The sequence below is a fragment of the Hassallia byssoidea VB512170 genome, assembly GCF_000817785.2.
Taxonomy (GTDB): Bacteria; Cyanobacteriota; Cyanobacteriia; order Cyanobacteriales; family Nostocaceae; genus Hassallia; species Hassallia carrinoi.
Window position 1 is genome coordinate 1 of record NZ_JTCM02000039.1, and the last position, 23,596, is coordinate 23,596.

The 23,596-nt window shown below is 46.0% G+C and carries 21 protein-coding genes; 13 read left to right on the forward strand and 8 right to left on the reverse strand.

Features of this window, described 5'->3' with window-relative positions:
• On the reverse strand, positions 1-279 hold a 279-nt coding region (locus PI95_RS35995), incomplete at its 3' end, for a hypothetical protein (RefSeq protein WP_039752838.1).
• A 159-nt stretch (positions 280-438) separates the two neighbouring features.
• Here PI95_RS35995 and PI95_RS17515 point away from each other — a divergent pair.
• The 4 genes from PI95_RS17515 to PI95_RS17530 all read left to right on the forward strand — a co-directional run bounded on the left by PI95_RS17515 (position 439) and on the right by PI95_RS17530 (position 6,191).
• Complete coding sequence (locus PI95_RS17515) at positions 439-2,232, forward strand: bifunctional serine/threonine-protein kinase/formylglycine-generating enzyme family protein (protein ID WP_039752839.1); 1,794 nt, start codon at positions 439-441, stop codon at positions 2,230-2,232.
• A gap of 117 nt (positions 2,233-2,349) precedes the next feature.
• Complete coding sequence (locus tag PI95_RS17520) at positions 2,350-4,350, forward strand: AAA family ATPase (protein WP_039752840.1); 2,001 nt, start codon at positions 2,350-2,352, stop codon at positions 4,348-4,350.
• Positions 4,351-4,415: 65 nt separating this feature from the next.
• Positions 4,416-5,624, forward strand: a complete 1,209-nt coding sequence (locus PI95_RS17525) for a vWA domain-containing protein (RefSeq protein WP_039752841.1) — start codon at positions 4,416-4,418, stop codon at positions 5,622-5,624.
• A gap of 114 nt (positions 5,625-5,738) precedes the next feature.
• On the forward strand, positions 5,739-6,191 hold the full coding sequence (locus tag PI95_RS17530; RefSeq protein WP_201280498.1) for an FHA domain-containing protein: 453 nt from the start codon (positions 5,739-5,741) through the stop codon (positions 6,189-6,191).
• Between the two features lie 29 nt (positions 6,192-6,220).
• On the opposite strand, the gene PI95_RS17535 is transcribed toward PI95_RS17530, so the two are convergent.
• From PI95_RS17535 to PI95_RS17545, 3 genes are all read right to left on the reverse strand, one after another.
• Positions 6,221-8,080 (reverse strand): AAA family ATPase, encoded by a 1,860-nt coding sequence (locus tag PI95_RS17535; RefSeq protein ID WP_039752842.1) that lies wholly within the window; start codon positions 8,078-8,080, stop codon positions 6,221-6,223.
• 248 nt (positions 8,081-8,328) lie between these two features.
• Entirely contained in the window at positions 8,329-10,200 is a 1,872-nt protein-coding gene (locus PI95_RS17540) for an ArsA family ATPase (RefSeq protein ID WP_039754000.1), read from the reverse strand.
• Between the two features lie 58 nt (positions 10,201-10,258).
• Positions 10,259-12,589, reverse strand: a complete 2,331-nt coding sequence (locus PI95_RS17545) for a GvpL/GvpF family gas vesicle protein (protein WP_163518972.1) — start codon at positions 12,587-12,589, stop codon at positions 10,259-10,261.
• Between the two features lie 131 nt (positions 12,590-12,720).
• Between PI95_RS17545 and PI95_RS17550 the strand changes: the two genes are divergently transcribed.
• Positions 12,721-13,068: a hypothetical protein gene (locus tag PI95_RS17550; protein WP_039752844.1), complete on the forward strand. Its 348-nt coding sequence runs from the start codon at positions 12,721-12,723 to the stop codon at positions 13,066-13,068.
• A 49-nt stretch (positions 13,069-13,117) separates the two neighbouring features.
• Here the strand turns inward: PI95_RS17550 and PI95_RS17555 are convergent, their stop codons facing one another.
• The 4 genes from PI95_RS17555 to PI95_RS17570 are packed head-to-tail and all read right to left on the reverse strand — an operon-like array spanning position 13,118 to position 15,050.
• The gene (locus PI95_RS17555) at positions 13,118-13,363 is read right to left on the reverse strand and encodes a gas vesicle protein GvpG (protein ID WP_039752845.1); all 246 of its coding nucleotides are present in this window, start codon (positions 13,361-13,363) and stop codon (positions 13,118-13,120) included.
• 14 nt (positions 13,364-13,377) lie between these two features.
• Positions 13,378-14,112 carry a gas vesicle protein GvpF gene (gene gvpF / locus PI95_RS17560; RefSeq protein WP_039752847.1) on the reverse strand — a complete coding sequence of 245 codons (735 nt, stop codon included), beginning with the start codon at positions 14,110-14,112 and terminating at the stop codon, positions 13,378-13,380.
• Between the two features lie 23 nt (positions 14,113-14,135).
• Positions 14,136-14,606 carry a gas vesicle protein K gene (locus tag PI95_RS17565; protein ID WP_039752848.1) on the reverse strand — a complete coding sequence of 157 codons (471 nt, stop codon included), beginning with the start codon at positions 14,604-14,606 and terminating at the stop codon, positions 14,136-14,138.
• Positions 14,607-14,618: 12 nt separating this feature from the next.
• Positions 14,619-15,050, reverse strand: coding sequence for a gas vesicle protein GvpJ (locus tag PI95_RS17570; protein ID WP_052325761.1), 432 nt, complete (start codon positions 15,048-15,050; stop codon positions 14,619-14,621).
• Between the two features lie 844 nt (positions 15,051-15,894).
• Here PI95_RS17570 and gvpA point away from each other — a divergent pair.
• The 8 genes from gvpA (at position 15,895) to PI95_RS17610 (ending at position 23,591) form a co-directional block, all read left to right on the forward strand.
• On the forward strand, positions 15,895-16,113 hold the full coding sequence (gvpA, locus tag PI95_RS17575; RefSeq protein WP_039752851.1) for a gas vesicle structural protein GvpA: 219 nt from the start codon (positions 15,895-15,897) through the stop codon (positions 16,111-16,113).
• A gap of 57 nt (positions 16,114-16,170) precedes the next feature.
• Positions 16,171-16,542: a hypothetical protein gene (locus tag PI95_RS17580; RefSeq protein ID WP_039752852.1), complete on the forward strand. Its 372-nt coding sequence runs from the start codon at positions 16,171-16,173 to the stop codon at positions 16,540-16,542.
• A gap of 2 nt (positions 16,543-16,544) precedes the next feature.
• Positions 16,545-17,459 (forward strand): gas vesicle protein GvpN, encoded by a 915-nt coding sequence (gene gvpN / locus PI95_RS17585; protein WP_039752853.1) that lies wholly within the window; start codon positions 16,545-16,547, stop codon positions 17,457-17,459.
• 4 nt (positions 17,460-17,463) lie between these two features.
• Positions 17,464-17,655 (forward strand): hypothetical protein, encoded by a 192-nt coding sequence (locus PI95_RS17590; RefSeq protein ID WP_039752854.1) that lies wholly within the window; start codon positions 17,464-17,466, stop codon positions 17,653-17,655.
• 244 nt (positions 17,656-17,899) lie between these two features.
• Positions 17,900-18,115 (forward strand): hypothetical protein, encoded by a 216-nt coding sequence (locus PI95_RS17595; RefSeq protein ID WP_163518969.1) that lies wholly within the window; start codon positions 17,900-17,902, stop codon positions 18,113-18,115.
• Positions 18,116-18,211: 96 nt separating this feature from the next.
• Entirely contained in the window at positions 18,212-18,880 is a 669-nt protein-coding gene (locus PI95_RS17600) for a 4Fe-4S single cluster domain-containing protein (RefSeq protein ID WP_052325762.1), read from the forward strand.
• Positions 18,881-18,931: 51 nt separating this feature from the next.
• Positions 18,932-21,904, forward strand: coding sequence for a LamG-like jellyroll fold domain-containing protein (locus tag PI95_RS17605; protein WP_052325763.1), 2,973 nt, complete (start codon positions 18,932-18,934; stop codon positions 21,902-21,904).
• A 337-nt stretch (positions 21,905-22,241) separates the two neighbouring features.
• Positions 22,242-23,591, forward strand: a complete 1,350-nt coding sequence (locus PI95_RS17610) for an RNA-guided endonuclease InsQ/TnpB family protein (protein ID WP_039752856.1) — start codon at positions 22,242-22,244, stop codon at positions 23,589-23,591.
• The last annotated feature ends 5 nt before the right edge of the window (positions 23,592-23,596 follow it).

A 23,596-nucleotide genomic window follows, 5' to 3' on the forward strand; every position in this document is an offset into this window, starting at 1 on the left:
CCAGACGCGAAGCGCGAACATCCTTTGTGACTCGCTATCGTGTTGAGGATCTTTAAAACAAGCCTGTCCATTTTTGTCTACATGAGTGTGAAACCCCCATTTTTTCAGCCTTGCCTTTGACCTCCCGCTCGGTATGAAGTGAAGTTCCAAGGGCGTGTAACGTATATAGGTAAAAGGTTGCTCGTTTTTCTCTCTTTTTTTCCACGGCGTATTTCCGCCCAAGTCTACTAGTGCTTTTGATGAGGCGATCGCGCACCCGTGTAGAAAATTCTCACCCATGTGGAAGTTGCAAAAAAGCGCAAATCTTCAAATATTCCTGGAAAAAAAATGCTTTCGGGTCTTATAGGGCAAACGCATCAAAATAGGATCTAAAGATGAGGTATAGTAGGGGGTTGTATTTTTGCCAGCATTTCAGGCGATCGCAAAGGAAGTAGATTAATGAACCCGAATCAGTTCTGGCGAATGTTTGAAGACGAGTGGTTTACTCCTAAGTATCGGCTGAAGAAGCTGTTAGGCGCGGGATCGTTTGGTGCTGTATTTCTTGCAGACGATGTGGTTGCCGATCGCATCATCAGAGAAGTTGCGATCAAAATTTTTTCCAATGAAAGCGGACAGCAAGAGCGTCAAATTGCGGAGTTGCAAACTGCTATCTCTCTCAAACATCCTAGCTTACTTGAGGGTTTCAGTCCCGAACAGGGTTGGCTCAAAGGGATTGAGTGTCTCGGTTTAGTCATGGAACTGGCTCAAGAGTCACTGGCGCTGCGGTTGCAACGGGGCAGTTTACCCTTAGCAGAAGTCAAAGCTATGGTGAAGAACTTGGCGGGTGCTTTGGATTATTTGCACGGTCGCGGCATTGTCCATCGAGACCTGAAACCTGCCAATATCATGCAAGTGGGCGGACAATGGAAGCTGACAGATTTTGGGATTTCCCGGCTCTTGGAAAACCACAACGGCAGTGAAACCGCCCCCAGTCATCAAGTGGGGACGATCGCTTATGCACCCCCAGAATCATATACTGGTAAAATTAGTCTGACGTGGGACTTGTGGTCATTGGGGGTGGTCATTGCCGAAACGCTGACAGGCAAACATCCCTTTGCAAGCAATACCATCGAAGAGATGATGCAGCGGGTGACAATTGAAAATTATTACCTCCCTTCAGAACTGCCTGCTCCCTTTGGTTCAATTGTCCAGGGTTGCTTGGTCAAAGACTACACAAAGCGCTGGACGGCTGCTCAGGTTCTCGCTGCTCTCGACCCCACTTCAGATTTAGGCAGAGTAACGGTGTTATTGCCTCTTTCGCCCAGCTTTCGCAAAATTCTCCCTACAGGAGCAGGAGCGCAGGGATACGTCTCAATCCCAAACTCAGGAATTCGGATTGAAGTTGAGGAGTCGCCCAATACTGAGTTAACAGAAGATGTCAGTGTACACAAGCAGGGCAAACAGAAGAGTCAAGCTCGCGCCCTGCCAAGGCGACAAATCAACTACCAAGAACGGCTTCCTGGTGGCGCAATGCTGGATATGATTGCCATTCCTGCTGGGAGTTTTTTAATGGGAACCGCCACAGAAGACATTGAGCAGGTTTTACGCCTGGAAACCTGGTTTAAACGCTCTCTTGTGGAAAAGTGGTTGCGCCCGGAAATGCCCCAGCATCGGGTTAATGTACCTGACTTTTCCATCAGTAAGACACCGATTACCCAAGAGCAATGGCAGGCTGTAATGCAAACCAATCCTTCGCAATTTAGCAGTCCTTTGCGCCCGGTGGAAAATGTCTCTTGGTGGGATGCACTTGAGTTTTGCGATCGCCTTTCTCAACTCACAGGCAAACTTTATTGCCTGCCCACCGAAGCGGAGTGGGAATATGCTTGCCGCGCCGGAACCCAAACCCTCTACAGTTTCGGTAACCGTAAACAGCTGCTCCCAAACTATGCCTGGTACACCTGGAACGCCCGGAACAAAACTCAACAGGTAGGACAAAAGAAGCCAAATGCTTGGGGGCTGCACGATCTGCACGGCTTAGTCTGGGAGTGGTGTGAAGATACCTGGCACGAGAGCCACAATGGTGCACCCACGGATGGCAGCGCTTGGAGCGACGAAGCAGGGCATTCGACGAAGCACGTAGTACGAGGTGGCTCTTGGTACAGCTTGGCAGATGATTGTCGCTGTGCCTACCGTTTTTGTTTTGATGCCAGTTTCCGATACCCTAGCATTGGAGTTCGCGTGGTGGCATCTTAACCTTTACCTATTACCTTATATATAGTAGTAACAATCACATTGGATTTCCGCCCCTGCTTAAAAGACCGAGGAATTATTAGAGAAGACTATCCTTGTCGTATTTTCTGTGTGTTTGCCATGTTCCCAATTTCTGCCCGTTGGATTCAAGAGTTTGAAAAGCACCTGTATCGCCGCCAGCATTTGATTCTATATAGCAACATTCACGATCAATTTCTCTGGGAGGGCACTTATCAGGGCATGGCAGAATTCCTCAATGCCTATTTCCTCAACCTGGGATTTGACCTGATTATTCGTTACGATCCGGTGGATGGCTTGACCTTTCCTCAGTCAGAAATGCGGCAACTGTTTGATGAACTGGCACGGCAGCGATTGGCAGAAAGCAACAAAGAACGCCTGGGACAGTCCTCTACTCCGACGGCACCTGCAATTGCAGATCCCATGCAGCTTCCATCTCGTGCCAATCCAGGAGCAGTGGTGCAACGGCTGACCAGCACTTACTTGTCGCCAGATGTAGCATTTGGTCATCTGCGGGCAGTGATTTCCCAGCCCTTAACCTCAGTGGTGGCGATCGCCGATTTGGGGGATATGCTGACTGCCGATCCAGAACGCTACCTGGTAGATGAACGCCATCTACTCATGTTGCTGAAAAAATGTACCCTGGAAGGAGCGGTAATTCGTGAAGGACATCTCACCGGCTATCGCAACACCCTCATCCTTTTGGCAAGCGATCTCCGGCGAGTGCCTGCCTGGTTTTACACTAGCAATCCCTTTGTCGCCTTAGTGCAGGTTTCCCGCCCCAATAAGGAAGAACGCCTTCAGTTTATCCTACGCTTTGGTCAAAAGGGATTTTATGGAGGAGACCAGATCAATGTCCAACGTTCCAGCCCTCAGCAACTATGCGATCTCGAACTTGCCGCTGAGGAATTTGCTGCCTTAACTGAGGGTTTTCAAACGATGGATCTAGAAGCTATCCGGCACACATCGTGGCGAGAACGCATTCCCTTGGGTCCCAAAACAGTGTTGCGCTTGGTAGACTTCTACAAATTTGGACAACGGGATGAACCCTTTGAGAAGATCAGTGCAGATAAAATTGCTTATGCTAGGGAGGAACTATCCGAATCTGTCATCGGTCAACCTCGCGCTATAGAAGCCGTAACCAATCTACTTACTAGCGCCAAAGTGGGTATCAGCCTGAGTAATGTCAGCGGTCGTAACAGCAAGCCAAAAGGAATTTTCTTTTTCGTTGGACCTACTGGTGTTGGTAAAACCGAGTTAGCAAAATCACTCACGCGCCTGATCTTTGGAGATGAGCAGGCGTTTGCCCGCTTTGATATGAGCGAGTACAAAGAAGAACACGCGGCTGAGAAATTAGCGGGTGCCCCACCTGGTTTTGTCGGTTATGAAGAGGGAGGAATACTCACTAACCGCATCTTGGAGCGTCCTTACAGCATTCTGCTGTTTGATGAAATTGAAAAAGCTCATCCCAAAGTCCTGGATAAGTTTCTCCAAATTTTGGAGGATGGTCGCCTTACTGATGGTAAAGGTCAGACAGCTTATTTCAATCAGACCGTAATTATTTTCACCAGTAACATTGGCGCTTCTGACTTAAGCGATCCTCAAACGGGAGCCATTATCCGTAATGGCATTATGACCGAGGTGCAACGGCAAGGCGTTAATTCCTTCAATTATGGTCAGGTCGAAGCGCATTTTCGCTCGGAAGTTCACTGGCACTTCACCAGCCGTATTGGTCGTGCTGAACTCCTGAATCGTCTGGGTGACAGTATTGTGGTGTTTGACTTGCTCCGTCCGGAGTTTGTCTGGAAAATTGGCGAGAAGTTTCTTCGGCAGTTGGCTGAATCTGCCTGGGACAAATATCAGCTAATGGTGCTGTTTCAAACTTCGGTGCTGGAAGTCCTGAGTATTAATATGCAGGAAGCTGATAATTTACTGTTTGGCGGTCGGCGGATTAAAACTTTACTAGAAACCCTGATTGAACGCCCTCTTAACCGCTGGATTTTTGAGAACTATCCTGATTTCAACGTCCTGGCAGGAAAGCGGTTAATTGTCGGTCTCGGACACAACAGTGTACTATCGGTAACAGAGAGTCTGTCTGGATAAACTATCTGATTTTAGATATTTATTATAATCTAAAATCCAAAATTTAAAATAAAAATCTTATTGATATGTTCAACTTGCAACTTGCCTGGGATCGTCCTGCCAAAATAAATTCGCAATCGGAACACATTTTACGGGTACGGATCGTACCTTCGGGCGTAAGCACCCAAACCTTACCTTTGCAATTGGCAGTTGCTCTAGATACTAGCGCTTCGATGCAAGGTGAAAAGTGGGAACGAGCGAAAGCAGCCTGTCAAGAATTAGTCGCGCAGCTACGACCAGGCGATCGCCTCTCCTTATCAGGATTTGCCGACTGGGTGACTCCTGTTGTGCAAAATCTTCAACACAACCAAGGCGAACTCCAAGCTGTTCTGGACACGCTGGTTGCCGAAGGAGTCACCCGAACTGACTTGGCGCTGAACTGGATAAAGTCTGCTTTGCCGCCATCAAGCAAAGCAAGGGTAGGAATTATAATTACAGACGGGCATCCAACCACTGACTCTGGAGAAATTCTGGAGGATATAAGCCCACTGGTTGAGCAAGCCGAGACGATGGCAGCCGAGGGCATTACCCTTTGTACGGTAGGATTAGGGGATGCTGGCGACTTTAATTCACCGCTTCTGATCGGACTTAGCGATCGCTCTGCTGGCGCATTTATATATGCCGATAACCCTACATTGCTCGCAACCCAACTGCAAGACCGTTTACAGGCATTACAGACGATTGCAGTTGAAGATGTAACCATAAAACTGGACTTAGCTGCGTTCGTCAAATTAAAAAGCTGCTGCCAGTTTCGTCCTGATTACCTCCCTTTGGCAGAAACTGCTACGGGGGAAATTTTTCTGCGAAACTTGCGAGCAGATATCTCAACAGATGTGCTGTTGGCGTTAGAAGTATCTGCCCAGAAACCAGGTCAACTAAGCGGTAGTTACACAATTGCACAGATTCAATTGCAGACATCAGAATTTTCTCTCACGGCTAGTGCAGCGCTGCAATTCACTTCCTCTTATCGAGAGGCACAACAAATTAATCTGGAAGTAGATCGCGATCGCCTAGTATGGGACATCAATCGCTTCAGCACAGAACTAGCTTATGTAAACGATCCTCTGCAAACTGGGGAACTACTCAGCCACATCCAAGCAGCAGCGCTCAAATCCGGGCAAATAGCCATTGCGGCTGAGGTAACGCAGCAACTGGATGACTTGTATAAAACGGGCAAACTGACCGCCCACCAAGCAACAGGCTTGCTCAGAGCAACTCGTCAATATAATTCATAATTAATAATTAATAATTCATAATTGCACTTTCTTTGGAGCTTGAACTCTCCATTTAAAAAGTTGACCACAGCGAGTTGAAGAATGGCTGGGGAACGCAAGTACCCTTTTTTAATTATGAATTATGAATTAATAATTATTTGGTCAATTGGGAGATGTATGATGTTTGGTGGCTTTGGTTGCGATCCGATTCCTGGTTTAGCTCAACTTAAACCTGAAACAACTTATCTGCTTGTCCTAAATGGTCCTAAAGCGAACGAATCCTTTTCTCTGAATCGGTTGCGATCGCTGCTTGGGCGTAACCATCCCCCTCACTTTACTGTCGATATTGACCTGAGTACCTATGAGTTAAGCTTTCCTGCTACAATCTCGCGTCATCATGCGGTTATCCAGTGGGCTAACAGTAAACTTCAGATTATCGACCTCAAAAGTCGCAATGGTACGTTTGTCAATGAGCAGCAACTGACTCCTCAATCAGCCAATCAGCCCTCAGCTTCCGTTGTACTCACAGTGGGTAGTAAAATCAGACTTGGCGATCTGGAGTTTGCAATTGTTGTTGCTGGATTTTGACGCTTATAAGAATCTCCTCTGCGATCGCTCTAATCAGCAACTGAGGCAGGACGTTGTTGGCTCAAAACCAGGTAAGCATAGCTAAAATCGTCAGTAGTAATGCGAATTGCAGCCGGATCGCTCATCCCATTAGAGCGATAGCGACGGATAGCTTCCACAGCAGAGCGATCGCCTAGCAATGCCAAATCTGCGCCGTTCCAACCCTCAGTTAATGCCGCCCAGTATGCTAAATTCACATCCTGCAATGGACGGTCTTGGTTGTGGACTTGCAGAATTGCCAAGCGGCTTTCTAAATTTGGTAAATCCACTAACAACTGTAAATCTAACCGTCCAGCCCTGAGTATAGCTGAGTCTAAGGCATTAGGACGATTGGTGGCAGCAATCACCAGGATGGTAGCGCCTGTTTGCAAACCGTCCAATTCTGTGAGCAATTGTCCCACGACGCGATCGCTCACTCCAGAATCGCCATTGTAACGCCCTCTGGCTGGTGCTAAAGTATCGATTTCGTCTATAAATATAACGCACGGAGCTGCAAGTCTAGCTTTGGCGAACAATTCCCGCACTGCTTGTTCGCTCGCACCCACCCACTTACTTAGTAATTCCGGACCATTGACGCAGATAAAATTAGCTCTAGCTTGGGAAGCAACGGCTTTGGCTAACATAGTTTTGCCAGTTCCGGGTGGTCCCCAAAGTAAAATGCCTTTGGGTGGTCGTGCTTTTGTTTTTAGGTAAAGTTCTCGATGTAGGAGTGCGCCTTCTACCGATTCGCGCAGGGTTTGTTTGATTTCCTCCAGTCCACCAATTTCTGACCAAGCAACGTTGGGGGATTCTACTTCTACCGAACGCAAAACGGCGGGTTTTATTTCTTTAAGTGCTTGCAAAAAATCTGACTGCTGTACTGTCATCGTGTCGGGAATTTGAGCCTCAATTGAGGGGACTTGGCGGCGCAAGGCGCTGTAGGCAGCTTTTTGACAGACAGCTTTCAAGTCTGCACCCACAAATCCGACGGCTAAATCTGCGATCGCTTCTAAGTTTACCGTTTCGTCTAAAGGCATAGCGCCAGTGAGAATTTGCAATATCTCCAAGCGCCCCTGACGGTCTGGAACGCAAAACAGCACTTCCCGGTCAAATCTGCCGGGGCGACGTAATGCGGGGTCAAGATGGTCGGGGCGGTTTGTAGCAGCTAGCACAATAACGCCTTTAGTTTGGGCAAAGCCGTCCATCAGGCTGAGGAGTTGTGCGACTAGCCGTTTTTCCACTTCCCCTTCTACTTTGCTGCGATCTGGGGCGAGGCTGTCGATTTCATCAATAAATATTATGCATGGGGCGCTTTTCGCAGCTTTATCAAAGAGTTCCCGCAGTCTTTGTTCGGCTTCTCCGTAGTGCTTGCCAATGACTTCTGGTCCGACTATGGCGATGTGGTTAACTCCCAGTTCTTCTGCAAGGGCGCGGGCGGTAAGAGTTTTGCCAGTACCGGGGGGACCAACCAATAGAACGCCGCGTGTTGGTTCTAGTCCAAGTTTGGCGAGTAAGTCAGGACGTTTTAAAGGTATGGCGATTAATTCTTTCAGTTCTTTGAGGACTTCTCCAAGTCCGCCCACATCTTTCAAGGAGGAACTTGCTGATGAGGAGTGAGGTGTAACTGGGTTTGAGGATGTAGAACTCGCTACGCCAGTATTATAGCTAGATGGCTGTGGAGTGCGGAAGCTACTTGTGCCTGCATGGACATTCACATTACCAGGACGGGGAATACCACCTGAACGGGGTATACTGCTAAGAGGACGAGTTCGGAACTGCATATCTGCCTTGAGTTCTCCATTTTCAATCTTTTCTTCCAAGGCTTTCGCAAGTTCTAATAACTGCTCAAAACCTTTGAATAAATCGCTCATCAAACTTCTCCCCTTTTTTTGCAGTCACACTTTTACTCGTCAAACTGTGTAGAGTTGCTACTATAAAATCCTACTATTTTTGTACGATTGTTGTACAACTAGGTAGTTGCTGTGGCTGTTTAATATTATTTTTAGTATCAGATTTATGAATGAACCGCAGAGGCACACAGAGAAGCCAGCGCGTTGCTCTGGTTCCCAGAGTTGTAGCGACTGGCGCGACACAGAGAGGATGAATGAAGAGCGCTTACTTAAAATAATAGATTGGCTGCTCCTTTAATTCGGTCTAGCGGTTCCACAGAACGAGGTAAAATTGGTAAGCGAATAATAGTTTGCTCAACAAATAAACTATCATCAAGTGAACTATCTTGACTGTAACGGTTATGCACTATATAACGCTGTGGAACTCTCATGTTTTGCAAAGACTGAGTTAACCGCACTTGTTCGGCAATAATTGCAGCTTGAGCTTGGATGACACCAATAAATTCAGTATGGTGGGGATCTTTTAATTTCTTCTGCGCTTGTACAACTTGTTGTCGTAAATTCCGCAGCCTTGCCATAAAATCTACTCTACCTAAAATATTTTGATACTTCATCCACAGTTTGAATATCCAGGCTAGCCAATCTGCCAATGCAGATGGCATTTCCAGAAAGCGTAGAAGATGACCGGTAGGGGCAGTATCCAAAATAATTAAATCTTGCTGTTTGCGCTCTAATAAATCCATCACTCTAATCAGAGACAGCATTTCATCAATACCAGGTAAAGCTTGGGCTACAATTTGTCGCCATGCTTGGGGAGTGTAAGCGATTTTTACAGCTCCTGCTTCAGGTCTTTCACCGCTCATCATTTCGGCTAATTCCCAGAGATAGTCATTTCGGAACTGTTCTAATACTATCTCGGCATCGATTTCTTGACCACTTAAATTGGCAGTTATCTGAGTGGGTTCGTGTTTTAATTTTGCCCCAAAAGCATCTCCCAAAGAATGGGCGGGGTCGATGGAAATGAGGCGAATATTTTTATCAGGATAACGACTTGCTAACGCCCACCCTATAGCAGCTGCTACTGTCGTTTTTCCAACTCCTCCTTTGCCGCCAACAAGGATAAGTTGCCGTCCTTCTGCGATAAAATCGCTGAAACTGGGTAGGACTTTAGCTGACCATTGTATAAGTGGTGGTGGCGCAATTGCAACTGTATCAATTTTTTTAATTTTGCTAATAATATTATCTAACGCTGCACTGCCAAGGGGTTCTAATGCTTGTTGCGGTACAATAAAAACAGCTTGTTTTCTTGGTAGTTTTACGAATTTATCTAGTAATTTTTGTTGTTCGCTATAGCGATCTAAATCTGTATCGGCATCTGTTAAAATCCGGTTAATGAATAAGCCACTGCTCGGAATTTCTAATACTTGCAAGCTTTCTAGAAATCGTTCTGTTTCCAAGAGGCTCATAGGTTCAGCTTGCGCCACCACCAAGCAAGCGCTTATATCTTGATTTTGCAGCAGGCATCTGCCTTCTGCTAATTCATGTTTCATCTTGAGCAAAAAGTCATCGACTTTATCGGCGGTATAACTTCGCTTAAAAGTTTGGGTAATAACCCGATGTTTTTCTTGGAATAATTCTAAAGAATTTAAAACTATATCTAAAAAATCTTTGATTCCCAATAAGTTTAATGTGTGACCGGAAGGAGCCATATCTACTACTACGCGGTCTACCACTTTTTCTGTCAGCAGGCGTTGAATTTCCAACAGACCCATAATTTCATCTAAACCGGGCCAGTCTAAATCCCAAACAGGTGTTAAGTCTTCGCCCTCAACAAAACTTCCCCGCTCAACTAATACCTCTAAAAACTTGCCGTATTTTGCCTTAAATTCTAGGAGTAATTCTTTAGCATCTAACGCCCGAACGCTCAAGTTAGGTAAATCAGGTAAGGGTAAAGCGTTGTCTTGCACTTTTATTTGTAACACATCGCCTAAAGAATGTGCTGGATCTGTAGATATTAACAGTATTTGTTCGTTGGGAAATAATCTCGCCCAGCGCCGAGCAAAACCGCAGGCAATGGTAGTTTTTCCTACTCCACCTTTACCGCTAAACATTGCTAGGTGAAGCGAGTCGTACTTTACCATATCATCCATCTCTACACCTCCTGATATTTTTTATATTGAAAAATTCCAGATATAACTTTTAGATAAAATGGTAAGGAGGTAAGGCGAGTCCTAACTGTAATTCCCAACGAGAACACGCTTTTTGCCAAGCTAGAAATTGTTCTGCAAGTAAAGGTTCGTCTTGACAACTGACTAAAAGATAAATCCGCGCTTCTTCACCCTGCGGTTGAACAACAATTGCCGACTTATATATCTGGGTAATTAGATGAACTGCATTTTCCCATTCCGCAGTTTGAGCTATTTGAAAGTCTTGCTGTGTTTGATAACGTTGTTTCTTTGCTAAAAAATACTGTCTTCCTCCTGATTCAGGCGTTATAACTGGTTCATCTATTCGGGGAATAAACTTCAAGATATATTCGGCTTTACCATTTAGTTGGCGTAGCTTTTCTAGATATTTCTCAGCGTGGGATTCTAGATGAGTCAGTAAGCTTTCTTTTGAGGCAAAGGAAGTGCCGAACCGCAAGGGTAAAATTGTAGTCTGGCGAAATAGTTCGCAAATGACTTGATCGTGCGACAAAACTGCTTGGATTAATCGTTCGTCATCGTTTTGCAATGATTCTAAAGACACTTCTGGTTCCACCAAAGCTGAAACGCCAGCATGACTTATAAAAAGTACGCGATCGCTAATGCCCTTAGGTAACTCCAAAACGGTGGCTGGTGTCAAGAGAAAAGCGTAAGTGTAAAAGTTAGACAGTTCCACGCTTAGTCGCAAAGGTAAAACTTTTTTATCAATTGGCACTTCAACTTGTTTCCAGGTTGCTCCAGTTATCTGACCGTGATTGGCATTTTTGGTTTTGTCAGAGACTGTATCACCATTACCTTCATTCAAGGGCCAGTAGCCCACTAATCCGGGTTCGTTGCCCACGAGACGACGCGACATATCGGCTTGGATTTCCACTTGGGAACGAGCTGAATTCCAAATGCGAAATTCAGCCATTTGCCCTTTAAAGAAATGCCGCCCCCCTCCCACTGCCCCTCGACTTAAGTAGAGCGGTGAATTGTTCTGAGTTGTTCCTATGGTTGTGTCATTTGCGCTTGCCACTTCGACACCATCTACATACAAGTACAGTTGCGAACTTTGCTTAACAAACGCAACGTGATGAAACTGTTGATCGTTAATCGGTTCCAAACAGGAGACTGCTGGATTCTTTTTCTCATCATCATACCGAGACGCATAGAGGCGACCATTCTTACTGCTGTATCGGATGGCGTATGGAAATGGGGTTCCTACCCATTTTTCGAGGACATTGATATCGAATATTGTTTTGCTCTTACTTTCCTCCATAGGGTCTGGCTTCAGCCAAACTTCGATCGCAAAATCTTGCGCTTGGGCAAAGTCTAAAGTAGGTGAATATGGGATTTCTACATAATCATCTTGCCCGTCAAACATCAATACTGGCTGTAAAGATTTCTCTGGCTCTTTAGTGGGCGATTCTTCAAAAAAGGACTCAGGAGGAGTTGTAACAGGAGGCTTTACAGGTACTTCTGGTTGCTTTACCTCTAAAGGTGGAGTCGGGGTGGGTGGAGTGGTAGGTACTTCTGGTTGCTTTGCCTCTAAAGGTGGAGTCGGGGTTAGTAGAGTGATAGGTACTTCTGGTTGCTTTACCTGAGAAAGGGGAGTCGGGGTTAGTGAAGTGATAGGTACTTCTGGTTGCTTTACCTGAGGAAGTGGAGTCGGGGTTAGTGAAGTGATAGGTACTTCTGGTTGCTTTACCTCTAAAGGTGGAGTAGAAGTGGGTGAAGTGGGTTCGGCAGTTTTAGGCGATCGCTCAATAGCAAGAGTCTGAATTTCAACTGGGGAAAGCGCTTTCGCCCAAATCCGCACTTTAGTAATACTGCCGTGAAAAAAACACGAACTTGCTCCAGCTTCGGTTGCTCCTGCGCCCACGTGCAATGGATGGCGATCGTTTGGTTTAAACTGAATTCCTGTGTATTGCCCCACTGCTCGACCATTAATATAGAAAGCCATTGTTTGGGATAGTGAGTCATAGGTTCCTGCTAGATGAGTCCAGATGTCTTCTTTAGCTTTCGAGCCTGTAAGAATAACCCAAGGAATTCCTATCTGACCGCTACCGAGCCAAAACTGCCACTGTTGTGCTGCGTTCACACAGAAGACATACCCTCGACGCCCAAGGCTTGCAGAACCACTGACGGAAGTCAAAATCGCTCGATAGCCTCTACCGCCCTGAAACTGAACCGACATCTCGACCGTAAAGCTAGTGGGGTTGATATCTGCTGCGTAGGGAATATCAATCTGATCGCTAGTGCCATTGAAGTAGGGAGTTGCCGAGGCAGGATAACCAAGGTCAATATCTTTTGGTTGTCCGGCAACAGTTTCTTGCTGTTTCATCGATCGCTCACTCCCCTTGACCGGCTTTCTATTAGAGGTTCTACTAAAAATTTTGCCCAGCTTTAGTAATAGTATTTACGAACGCTGATTGCTAATTATAGTATTATTTATAGGTTACTTATAAAGTATATATGAAAAACATTCCCCCGCGCCGCACAATTCAGCCTAAAATCAGCACCATCCATCGTCAGAAAAGTGAAGCTGCTGAACAATTAGATTTGTATAAAATGGTAACGAAACGACAGCGTATCCAGCAAGAATTGCAGTTTATGGAACAGCGTCTTCAACTATTGAGACAACAACTGGGCATTCTCGATAGCCAAATAGAGAATACAGAAAAAACTATTCAGAGCTTGCGTCAATCAACTCCTAGTTCTTCTCAAAGTGCAAACAATAATACTTGTTCTCCTCAAAATACGACCAGTCCTAATAAGAGTGTTAAGTCGAGTTCTTTCCAAACTTTCTATCTTGAATATTAATTTCTGACTTCTGACTTTTGTACAAACGCCCTTAGAGCGTTTGTACCTTTCATTCAGATTCTTCTGCTGCTTCTTCCAAGGCTTGAATTTTCAGCAAAAGTTCTTCTTCTTGAATTTCAAAGTCCTCTTCTGAAATCTCACCTATATCAAAGGCTAACTGTAAAGTTAATAACTGTTTTTGCAAATTTTGTGCATCATCTAATTCAGCATTAGCACGCTCTAGAAGTTGCTCTCCTATCCAGATGATTCCACCAAGGGGTCCGGAAATAGGAAAAGTTAATAGATCCAGAAACATAATATTAGCTTTCTTTAAGAAAGCTGGGCAAATGTATAAGGAGCCGTAAAATTGTTGTAGCGAATTCGCAGGCGATCGGCAAATTTCTGGTCGATTGCTTCTACTTTGTCGCTAAAGTTAGATTCACTTTCCCAAGGAATCAAATAAGCCGCATTATAAATCATCTCTTCCGTCATCGTATCGTTTTCCACAAATTCCTCTGCTAAAGCGTTCAATTCAGAACGGAAAACATCAATGACTGTTTGCTTGCGAACTTGCAATCCATTTTCAATCAGCTTGCCAATTTCAATGATTTCCGACCTACTTAAAGCTTTACCTTCCATCGCATCGCGCTTTTTTTTCAAGCTGACATTTGACTCTAATAACCCCTGAATCTCCGATTGGCTATTCCAAAATACCTTGACGCTAACTTCTCTGCGTCCTTCCAATTTTTGAAATAACTCTTCGAGTTTTTCTTTATGGGGACGAGTCAATTGATCGGTGACTGTTTCCCAGGTTTTCACTACCAATCCAAAGCGAAGAGGTAGTAAAGTACGGAACCCCTCACTCATGGCGAGTTCCAAAACTTTTTCGTGGCACAATAAATTGCGTCGGGAAGTGAGATATTTTTCTTTTTTAGCTTCTGAGTATAAAAAGTTGAACCCGTCAACACTATAGCTCTGAACTGGTTGTTGATCTAGTCCTTCGAGGACTACTTTTTCGGAAATAGGTGCGGGTAAAATGCCGTAAAGATAAAGACCATTACTCATAATTTTTTTAAATAAAAGAACATTTATATCGATTTTGATGTTAAAATCACCCGCAGCTTTGCGTGAATCAAATTTAGGTTACCCAAGCCTAAATCAACATCGCCATGCACCACAATTCCAACATTTAAAAGTCTGTCTAGCAGTTCCAAGATAGAAGGACTGTTGCTAGTTTCCCCCGGATAGTAAGTTCCAGGCGGTGGTAAAAGGGTGCCGAATTCTCCCAGATTGACATTCAAGTCTGCTGGATCAATTTCAAAAATCTCGCATAAGCGTAGCACTTGTTCTTCCAGTTTTTGCAGACTTTCTGCTGCTTGATCTAAGTCTGATTCGTCTATAAGTTGCTGTTCCATGCGGCGAATGACTTGCGCTTCCATTAACTGGCGAATTAATTCCACCACTGTTAACAGTAAAGAAGCCAGTCCTGCCTTACTGTTCAATTGGTTAGGGGTACTTGCTATCTCAGGATTTTCAGAGGGTGTGCCAACTAATGTCATAATGCCAATTTTTTACCTTTCATCTGGAGGGTTAATGCCCTTTTCAGCAGAGGGAGACTTTTTCGGCATAGAATAAGGATTCGTTAGTTCACTGGTAGCTAAAGCTTTGAGCGATCGCATTTCTGCTTCTATACTTTGCAACCGTTCCTGAAGTTGGCGATTTTCGTCAATTAACGTCTGCGCCTTGCTGCTGAGATAGGGGTCATTTTCCCACCAATTTATTCCCATCTCCCGCGCTTTATCCACTGAGGAAATCAACAAACGAATTCGGATATGCAAAAGTTCGGTGGAGGCGACAGAAACAGAGATATCACCTGCAATCACAATTCCCTTATCCAAAACTCGTTCGAGAATATCCGCCAAAGTTGAGCCTTGGGTAGATGTTGCAATTGCTCGACTAGCGTTGGATTGAGAATTTTTCGGCAGGATAGGCGTAGAAGTCACGATTGTTTAGATTTCTCTATAGTATTTGACGCTTTCTTATGTTATACGAGAATATAAAAAATTTTTCTTTTTTTGAATCCCCTAAATTTATCTGGATTTATTTCTTCGGAATTTATTTCTCAGGATGCCTTTTTAGACCTAGCATAGCTGTGTCAACAGCATTTCTAGGAGGAAATGTGAGAAATTTCTCTTTTATCTTAATAATTTGTCTTGGAGTTTAGCGATCGCCCTTGCTGAAAATAGCGCTCCTTTGCTACTGCCTAGCTTCTTGATAATAAATCGGATCTCGTGTTTTTGGTATTTGGGATATTTAAATAATTATTAAAACGTTTGCAAACTCAGAAAAAGTAGGAAAAGTACATTTATCCTTTCAGATAAAATCTATTTTGTCAATGATCGATTTGACTTTTTTTTAGATAGATTATACTAATATTTTGCTATATACTGAAACTTCAGCGCCAAAGTGAATCATGAGTAATTTGGTTACGCCTTAGCGAAGGCGTAGCTTGCGCCTCTGGTACGAGGCTCCTTTTTTGTCGGCTCGCTCCCACAAAAATTACGTTTTTTACCACGTTCTTCCAAAATAATTAAGTAATATTGCTTATTTACAAAATTTCCAAAACCTTTTATAAGAATGAGAAAATTACTGGAATTTAGACTAAGCTTTGCCAGATTTGGCAGCAATAAGTCATTAAATTTTCTTTTTCAAAAAATTAAATTTTGGACATAGATACAACATTTGGATTTGAAAATTTCTCTTTTGGGATTAAGATAAAATGGCTACTCAAAAAGTCTGTCGCCAGTAGGTGGTTACAGAATTTTATATATATCGAGAGAAGTAATTATGGCAGTTGAAAAAGTAAACTCATCTTCTAGTCTGGCTGAAGTCATCGATCGCATTCTTGATAAGGGTGTTGTCATCGATGTGTGGGTACGGGTATCCCTTGTGGGAATCGAGCTGTTAGCAGTGGAAGCACGGATTGTAATAGCATCAGTAGAAACTTATTTGAAGTATGCAGAAGCTGTTGGCTTGACCGCTCAAGCTGCTGTACCAGCGATCTGAACGTTTATAGCGTACCTTTTTATTTTTGGTAGGTATAGCGCCAAAGGAGCCTAGATAGTGTCTCTTAGAGAACAATGGAACGCTGCCCGAGTGCAACGCCAAGAAGAAGTCCGCGAACGTCAACAGGATGTGCTGGAGTATCGTCAGCAGATTCAAGCAGAGATGGCAGCACTGCATCAGTATCAGCGGACAATGTTGAGTAACTTCCGCAGCACTTTGCAAGCCGATGTAGCTGCTTTCCTAGAGGAGACGCGATCGCATCAGCAGGAAGTCTGGTTCGACCAGCGACAGCAACGAGCGGCTTACGTAGCAGCGATACAAAATTATGTATGGGGGACAACGCCCATTCCTGAAAATGGCAGTTATGCAACAGGTGTTTCACCTTCGCAACCTTCTACTGTTATCCCAACAGATATGAGGCGAGATTAGTTGTGACCACAGTTCTGCAAGCCAACTCCCATAATTTTGTCGATACACCAGCAATCAATCGTCTGACTGGGCGTGCGCTGCGCTATCTTCACGCTGGTTTCTCTGTCCACCTGCGCGGTCCTGCTGGAACCGGCAAAACAACATTGGCAATACATTTGGCGAATCTTTTGGAGCGTCCAATTTTGCTGATGTTTGGAGATGATGAACACAAGTCTTCCGATCTGATTGGTAATCAACGGGGCTATAACCGCAAGAAAGTTGTTGATAATTTTATTCACACTGTTGTCAAGCTGGAAGATGAATTCCGCCAGACCTGGGTCGATGCCCGCCTGACCACTGCCTGCCGTGAGGGTTTCACCTTGGTCTACGATGAGTTCAATCGTTCCCGTCCTGAGGTGAATAATGTGCTGCTCTCCGTATTGGAGGAAAAGCTACTGGTGCTACCAAGCGCTGCTCAACAACAGGAATATATTCGTGCCCACCCCCAGTTCCGAGTCATCTTTACCTCGAATCCAGAGGAGTATTGCGGAGTTCATGAAACTCAGGATGCACTGATGGATCGCCTGATAACGATTGATATTCCAGAGCCAGACGAACTGACTCAGGAGGAGATTGTTGTCCAAAAATCAGGATTGACACGAGCAGATGCCTCAGTGATTGTGTCTCTTGTCAAGAGGTTTCGGGAGCGCACACAGCAAAAAGAAAAGTCCTCCGGTTTGCGAGCGTGTCTAATCGTTGCTAAAGTCTGTCACAGCAATAATATTCCTGTTGTGCCGACTGGCGCTGACTTTCAAGATATCTGTGCAGATGTCCTGCTGTCGCGTTCCAAACTGTCCTGGGGTGAAGCAAGCTTGATTCTTGGGGAACTGTTTGCCGAAGTTCGGTCAGCAAAAAAACTTTCTGCTAAACGGAGGTGAAACAATGATCCTTATTCGTACCGTGCGGCAAATTCGTACTGGTGGAATGATTCCTAGTTTCCGTGCTTGCCAAACTTTAAGCGGTTTGGATTTGTCGAAGAGCGATCGCGCCCGTTGCATTGGTGCATCAGCAAAAATGCTGGCAAGTGAAGCTCGCAGACAGTGGCACATTAGACAATGGAAAAGAGGTTCCTAATAAAAATTAGGATTTGAGAATCTTTGAGTAGACATAGTTAGTCTCGGCTAGCTACGATAGCGTAGCGTGGCGAAGCCATAGTTACGCCTGTAGATTGTTGGATTTGTCTCCCTAGGATGAAGTGCTGAAATAGACAAGTAGTTGTATTGTACAACTATGATAAGTTCTATGTAGCAGGTTTCTACTCATGGCGAATCTTGATAATATCCCAGTACACAGGCTTGACAGCGAACATTATCGTCAAATGCTTGTCCGAGACGGCGAACGTCGCTTTCGGGAATGGCATGGCGAGTTTCTCAGGTATCAAGGCGAGTTTCTCAAAGATCAGCATAATCGAATTCGTGAGCTTGAGAACTTACGCAAGAGCATCTACGCAGATCACAAACGTCGTTCTCAGGAATCGCGCGATGAATTTTTGCGCTACTACTACAAATTCCTTGCTGAAATGCGTCGCTACTAGAAGCTCATCCGAGTGCGATCGCCGTTTGGGCGATCGCACTCTAGCAGAGCATCGCTCATTTGTTTGGCGAACTATTAGGAATTCGCAAAGGATATTATGAATGAGAAAATTTTACGCCTATTTAGTCGTCAATCCCCCGTGAGCGTACTCGGTCCTGGGCAAAGAGCCGTGATTTGGGTACAAGGTTGTAGGTTCGCTTGTAAAAATTGTATAGTGCCTGAGTCTTGGGATGAGTCAGCAGGAGAACTGGTGAGCGTGGCAGAAATGGCAGCTTGGGTACTAGCTCAACCTGGAATTGAGGGGATAACCTTCTCTGGAGGAGAGCCGATGCTGCAAGCAAAGGCACTGGCTGACCTGATAGACTTAGTTCGGGCGAAGGCAGATATGGGAGTGGTATGCTATACAGGCTATCGTCTGGAGCAGCTACAACAGCAAGGTACACGAGAACAACAAGAGCTATTGCAGCGAATCGATCTGCTGATAGATGGTGTTTACATCGAACAACAGCACGCAGATTTGCTCTGGCGTGGTTCGGCTAACCAGCGATTGTTACCTATGACAGAGCGTTATCAAGCTTTGATTATAGACCAATTGGCGCAAAAAGAGCGATCGCAAGGTTTACAGTTTTTCATGGAAACAACCGGACAAGTCCAGTTTGTAGGGATTCCCAAGCAACCAGGTTTTCGTCAAGAATTTGAGTCTCGAATGTTGAGTCGTGGTGTGATTATGAACCCAGTAAAGGAGCCTTGTACAAATCAACCATAATGTGCATTAGCGATCGCCACGTTTACGTATGCTTAAAGTAGCACCAAGCAGATGCTGACAATCGACAAGTTAAGGGTTGGAGTTGCAGGAATTTCCATTAGCACCCTGCGACGCGGCAATCCTCCCATTGACCGTATGGCACAGCAAACTGCGCTCTCCCAAACAACAATGCAGGAAACGCCTCAAAATGACTCTTTCCCAACTGCTCTTAGCTTTAATGGAGTCAGTGACAAATTGGATATGCCCTATGCTTCCGAGCTAAATCCTACCAGTTTCACAGTAGAAATGTGGGTCATGGTTGGTGGCGGCACGGGCTATCAGTCTATTGTAGCCTCGGTCGGAGGCTCACCCCTTGAAGGACGCAAGGGCTACCTTTTCTGCGTCACGCCTTCCCAGCAATGGCAGTTCTGGTTGGGGAATGGGGAGCCACGGGCATTCTGGCGAGTCCTGACTGGACCAAAGGTAAGACCTGGTGAGTGGGCACATCTGGCAGGAACTTATGACCGAAACGAAGAGACAATGACGTTCTATGTCAATGGGCAGGAAGTAGGACGACAAATTGATGTGCAATACTATCCTAATGACCGCAATCCCATGCGCGTCGGCGCAGGCGCTACAGAGCAGTTGGGGGCAAGTCCTTGCTTTTTCTGCGGCAAGATTACTGAGGTTCATATTTGGGACAGAGTCTTGAGTATCACTGAGATTGAAGCACTTTCAGTCCAGCAGTCAATCGAAATTCAAGCAGAACCCATTAGCGAAATCGACTCTCCTGAGTCTGCTTCTGTGAAGCAAGATATCCACGGCACTGTCAGACCATTGCCAAGTAAGGATACTCCCGCCCCAGATTTATCAAAGCCGGGTACTGGTACTGTGCCGAGCGTCACCCCTACTCCCTCAAATCTAAATAAAAATACTGTTACCCCAGATTCATCAAAGCCGGGTACTGGTACTGTGCCGACAGTCACCCCTACTCCCTCAAAGCCAAGTATTGAAAAACCTATTACTCCGCCAGTTGTCGAACAACCTCTCGCTTTGAAGCAACCCAGCACAGTTACTTCTATGTCTGACCCCCCACTCCTTCTCTGGCAAATTGGTAGACCTGGTCAAGGCGGAATACCGATTCCAACAGGTGCTTGGACACAAGTATATAATTATATTATTAGCACAGACCCTGACCCCGTTAATCGTCCGGTCATTCCTTCTTGCCTGGTTCCTCCTAGTGCCAGCAAAATTCCTAACTCAACCAGCCAGCTGAACATTCATTTTGTCCTGCTAGATAATTATACTGAAGGTCAATTAGTTCTTTGTTATGACCGCTACGGTTCTGGGGAAGACAATATATTTCTGGACGGGCAACTCATTGCCAAGACACCTGGTGCAGATAAAGTCCAGCTGAAGCAAACTCAAATACCATTAGGAGTCGTCCTCAAAGGACTTCACACGCTCTCCATTACAGTATCAAACAGTGCGGATAGCGCACACGTCATCGACTACCTGCAACTCCAAACCTCTAAACCTATGCTTTCCAACCTCACGTCCCAACTTTCGCCCTCAGGCAATCAGCCCCGTAGAGGCAATCGACCAGCTTCTCAAAACGCCCAAGCTCAAGGCGGTCAAGGAGGTGGGCTGCTAGGCGGATTGGTATCTCCAGTAACAGGTATCGTCGGTCAGGTGGCAGGTGCTGCCGGAAACCCTGCCGAATTGGTTGGTGGATTGGTCGGTCAGGTGGCAGGTGCTGCCGGAAACCCTGCCGAATTGGTTGGTGGGTTAGTCGGTCAGGTGGCAGGTGCTGCCGGAAATCCTGCCGAATTGGTTGGTGGATTGGTCGGTCAAGTGGCAGGTGCTGCCGGAAACCCTGCCGAATTGGTTGGTGGATTGGTCGGTCAAGTGGCAGGTGCTGCCGGAAACCCTGCCGAATTGGTCGGTGGATTGGTCGGTCAGGTAGCAGGTGCTGCTGGAAACCCTGCCGGACTGGTCGGTGGATTGGTCGGTCAGGTGGCAGGTGCTGCTGGAAACCCTGCCGGACTGGTTGGTGGGTTAGCCGGTCAAGTGGCAGGTGCTGCCGAATTGGTTGGTGGATTAGCCGGTCAGGTGGCAGGTGCTGCCGGAAATCCGGCAGGATTGGTTGGTGGATTGGTCGGTCAGGTGGCAGGTGCTGCCGGAAACCCTGCCGGACTGGTCGGTGGATTAGCCGGTCAGGTGGCAGGTGCTGCCGGAAACCCTGCCGGACTGGTCGGTGGGTTAGCCGGTCAGGTGGCAGGTGCTGCCGGAAACCCTGCCGAATTGGTCGGTGGATTAGCCGGTCAGGTGGCAGGTGCTGCTGGAAACCCTGCCGAATTGGTCGGTGGATTGGTCGGTCAGGTGGCAGGTGCTGCCGGAAATCCTGCCGGACTGGTCGGTGGATTAGTCGGTCAGGTGGCAGGTGCTGCCGGAAACCCTGCCGGACTGGTCGGTGGATTAGCTGGTCAGGTGGCAGGATTGGCGGGCGGATTACCAGGGCAATCTGCCGCAGGTTCAGGAAACCATCCTGCGGTCGCAACTGCCCTATCCGTCGAAGTCGTTGTCCAACTGGCTGGATTAGTCAATCAGTTGAGTGCGTTAATCGCCCAGCTCGGTCAGATGCTCAATCAACTTGGAATAGTCAATCAATCTGCCGCAAGGGGGATGTTACCACCTCAACAGCTTGCTCATTTATCACCTCAACAGCTTGCTCATTTATCACCTCAACAGCTTGCACAAGTGTATGCAGCAGCACAGCAAGTGCCCGGAACGACACCTCAAGTTGCATCCCCAATGCCAGCCCTATCACCTCAACAGCTTGCACAACTGCATGAAGCGGCACGGCAAATTCTGGGAATTGTACCTCAAGTTCCCTCCCCAATGGCTGGTCTATCACCTCAACAGCTTGCACAAGTGTATGCAGCAGCACAACAAGCTCCCGGAATGGCATCTCAAGTTCCACCCGGAATGGCAGCCCTGCCACCGGAACTGCTAGCTCAACTGGTGTATGGACTCCAGCGGTAGGTAGCCAAGCAAATTGTGTAGGGGCGAACTGTGAGTAGGTTATAAGGACGGCAGGCTGAAAACCCTTGAGGAATAGCAACGTAGTTGCGAATTCTGTACTAAAGGTGCGGGGACGGCAGGTGCTACAACTTTCTCGGCACGTTTTGGGGGGAAGCGGAGGAACATAAGCTGACGAGTGGAAAATACGCAACGCACTGCCTCATGAAAGCCGATGTAGGCGTTTACGCCAATGCGAGTGCAATCTTTTTAATATCTTCTCCCAAAGGGAGACGCTGCACGAACAGATACGTTATGTAATTTGTGCTAACATAAGCATAGTAGTTGGTTAGGTCGAGCCATGATAATCTACGAGTTCAAGGTTAAAGGCAAAGATGAGCAGTATCGTGCAATAGACGATGCTATTCGTGCCAGTCAATTTATCCGAAATAAGTGTTTACGCTATTGGATGGACAATGAAGGCACAAGTTTAAATCGATACGACTTAAACAAATATTGTGCTGTGTTAGCTGCTGAATTTTCCTTTGCGGATGAACTCAATTCAATGGCTCGACAATCTGCGGCTGAACGTGCTTGGAGCGCAATAGCTCGGTTTTACGATAACTGTAAAAAGCGCAAAGTTGAGCCAGCGCTGCGTCCGGGTTTCCCTCTCCTTACGGAGACGCTACGCGAACGTGCTGGCTCTGGCGTTGGAGCGGAGGCTTCCTCCGCTCCAACCTTTGTAAGAGGGAAAGTTAAAGGATCGAGCGGGTATCCAAAGTTTAAAAAACACTGTCGTTCTGTTGAATACAAAACAAGCGGTTGGAAACTTTCTGCTACCCGCAAGGCAATAACTTTCTCGGACAAGAAGGGAATAGGAACTTTGAAGTTAAAGGGAACCTATGACCTCAACTACTATGACATCAAACAAATTAAACGTGTCCGTTTAGTGCGTCGCGCCCAGGGGTACTACGCTCAATTTGCGATTGATGTTGACCTGAAAATTGAGACACAGCCAACAGGTCAAGTAGTAGGTATTGACTTGGGATTGAAATATTTCATTGCTGATAACAGAGGTAATGTAGAGCAATCTCCTCAGTTTTACCGTAAGTCTGAAAAACAGTTAAACCGTGCTAACCGCAAAAAATCCAAGAAATACGATAAGGCAAGGAAGAAAGCCAAGAAAGCGCAATCAACCAACTACCACAAAGCCAGAAACAGGTATGCTCGGAAACATTTAAGAGTAAGTAGGCAGCGAAAAGAGTATTGCAAGAGACTAGCGTACTCCGTCATCCAATCTAACGATTTGGTAGCCTATGAAGACTTGAATGTGAAGGGACTGGTAAGAAACCGACATTTGGCTAAATCTATCAGTGATGCTGGTTGGTCAACTTTCAGGTCATGGTTGGAGTATCTTGGTCACAAATATGGGAAAGTCACAGTAGCTGTACCTCCCCACAACACAAGCCAAAATTGCTCTAACTGCGGCAAAAAAGTGAAAAAATCTCTGTCTACCAGAACTCATGTTTGTCCGCATTGTGGTTTTGTAGAAGATAGAGATGTGAACGCAGCTATCAACATCCTAAAATTAGGACTTAGTACCGTGGGGCACACGGGAACTTACGCTTGGGGAGATTTGCCCTCTTGGGCGATTGGTGCAAACCTGTCGTCTAACGGCAAGTCATTGAACCAAGAATCCCCGTCTCAATAGATGCG

Coding starts and splice junctions, on each gene's coding strand:
- gvpF (WP_039752847.1), bottom strand. CDS start 14,112: ATGAGTAATGGTCTTTATCTTTACGGCATTTTACCCGCACCTATTTCC.
- PI95_RS17540 (WP_039754000.1), bottom strand. CDS start 10,200: ATGGTAAAGTACGACTCGCTTCACCTAGCAATGTTTAGCGGTAAAGGT.
- PI95_RS17595 (WP_163518969.1), top strand. CDS start 17,900: ATGCTTGTCCGAGACGGCGAACGTCGCTTTCGGGAATGGCATGGCGAG.
- PI95_RS17515 (WP_039752839.1), top strand. CDS start 439: ATGAACCCGAATCAGTTCTGGCGAATGTTTGAAGACGAGTGGTTTACT.
- PI95_RS17555 (WP_039752845.1), bottom strand. CDS start 13,363: ATGTTTCTGGATCTATTAACTTTTCCTATTTCCGGACCCCTTGGTGGA.
- PI95_RS17610 (WP_039752856.1), top strand. CDS start 22,242: ATGATAATCTACGAGTTCAAGGTTAAAGGCAAAGATGAGCAGTATCGT.
- PI95_RS17590 (WP_039752854.1), top strand. CDS start 17,464: ATGATCCTTATTCGTACCGTGCGGCAAATTCGTACTGGTGGAATGATT.
- PI95_RS17605 (WP_052325763.1), top strand. CDS start 18,932: ATGCTGACAATCGACAAGTTAAGGGTTGGAGTTGCAGGAATTTCCATT.
- PI95_RS17550 (WP_039752844.1), top strand. CDS start 12,721: ATGAAAAACATTCCCCCGCGCCGCACAATTCAGCCTAAAATCAGCACC.
- PI95_RS17520 (WP_039752840.1), top strand. CDS start 2,350: ATGTTCCCAATTTCTGCCCGTTGGATTCAAGAGTTTGAAAAGCACCTG.
- gvpA (WP_039752851.1), top strand. CDS start 15,895: ATGGCAGTTGAAAAAGTAAACTCATCTTCTAGTCTGGCTGAAGTCATC.
- PI95_RS17600 (WP_052325762.1), top strand. CDS start 18,212: ATGAATGAGAAAATTTTACGCCTATTTAGTCGTCAATCCCCCGTGAGC.
- PI95_RS17530 (WP_201280498.1), top strand. CDS start 5,739: ATGAATTATGAATTAATAATTATTTGGTCAATTGGGAGATGTATGATG.
- PI95_RS17545 (WP_163518972.1), bottom strand. CDS start 12,589: ATGAAACAGCAAGAAACTGTTGCCGGACAACCAAAAGATATTGACCTT.
- PI95_RS17565 (WP_039752848.1), bottom strand. CDS start 14,606: ATGACATTAGTTGGCACACCCTCTGAAAATCCTGAGATAGCAAGTACC.
- PI95_RS17535 (WP_039752842.1), bottom strand. CDS start 8,080: ATGAGCGATTTATTCAAAGGTTTTGAGCAGTTATTAGAACTTGCGAAA.
- PI95_RS17525 (WP_039752841.1), top strand. CDS start 4,416: ATGTTCAACTTGCAACTTGCCTGGGATCGTCCTGCCAAAATAAATTCG.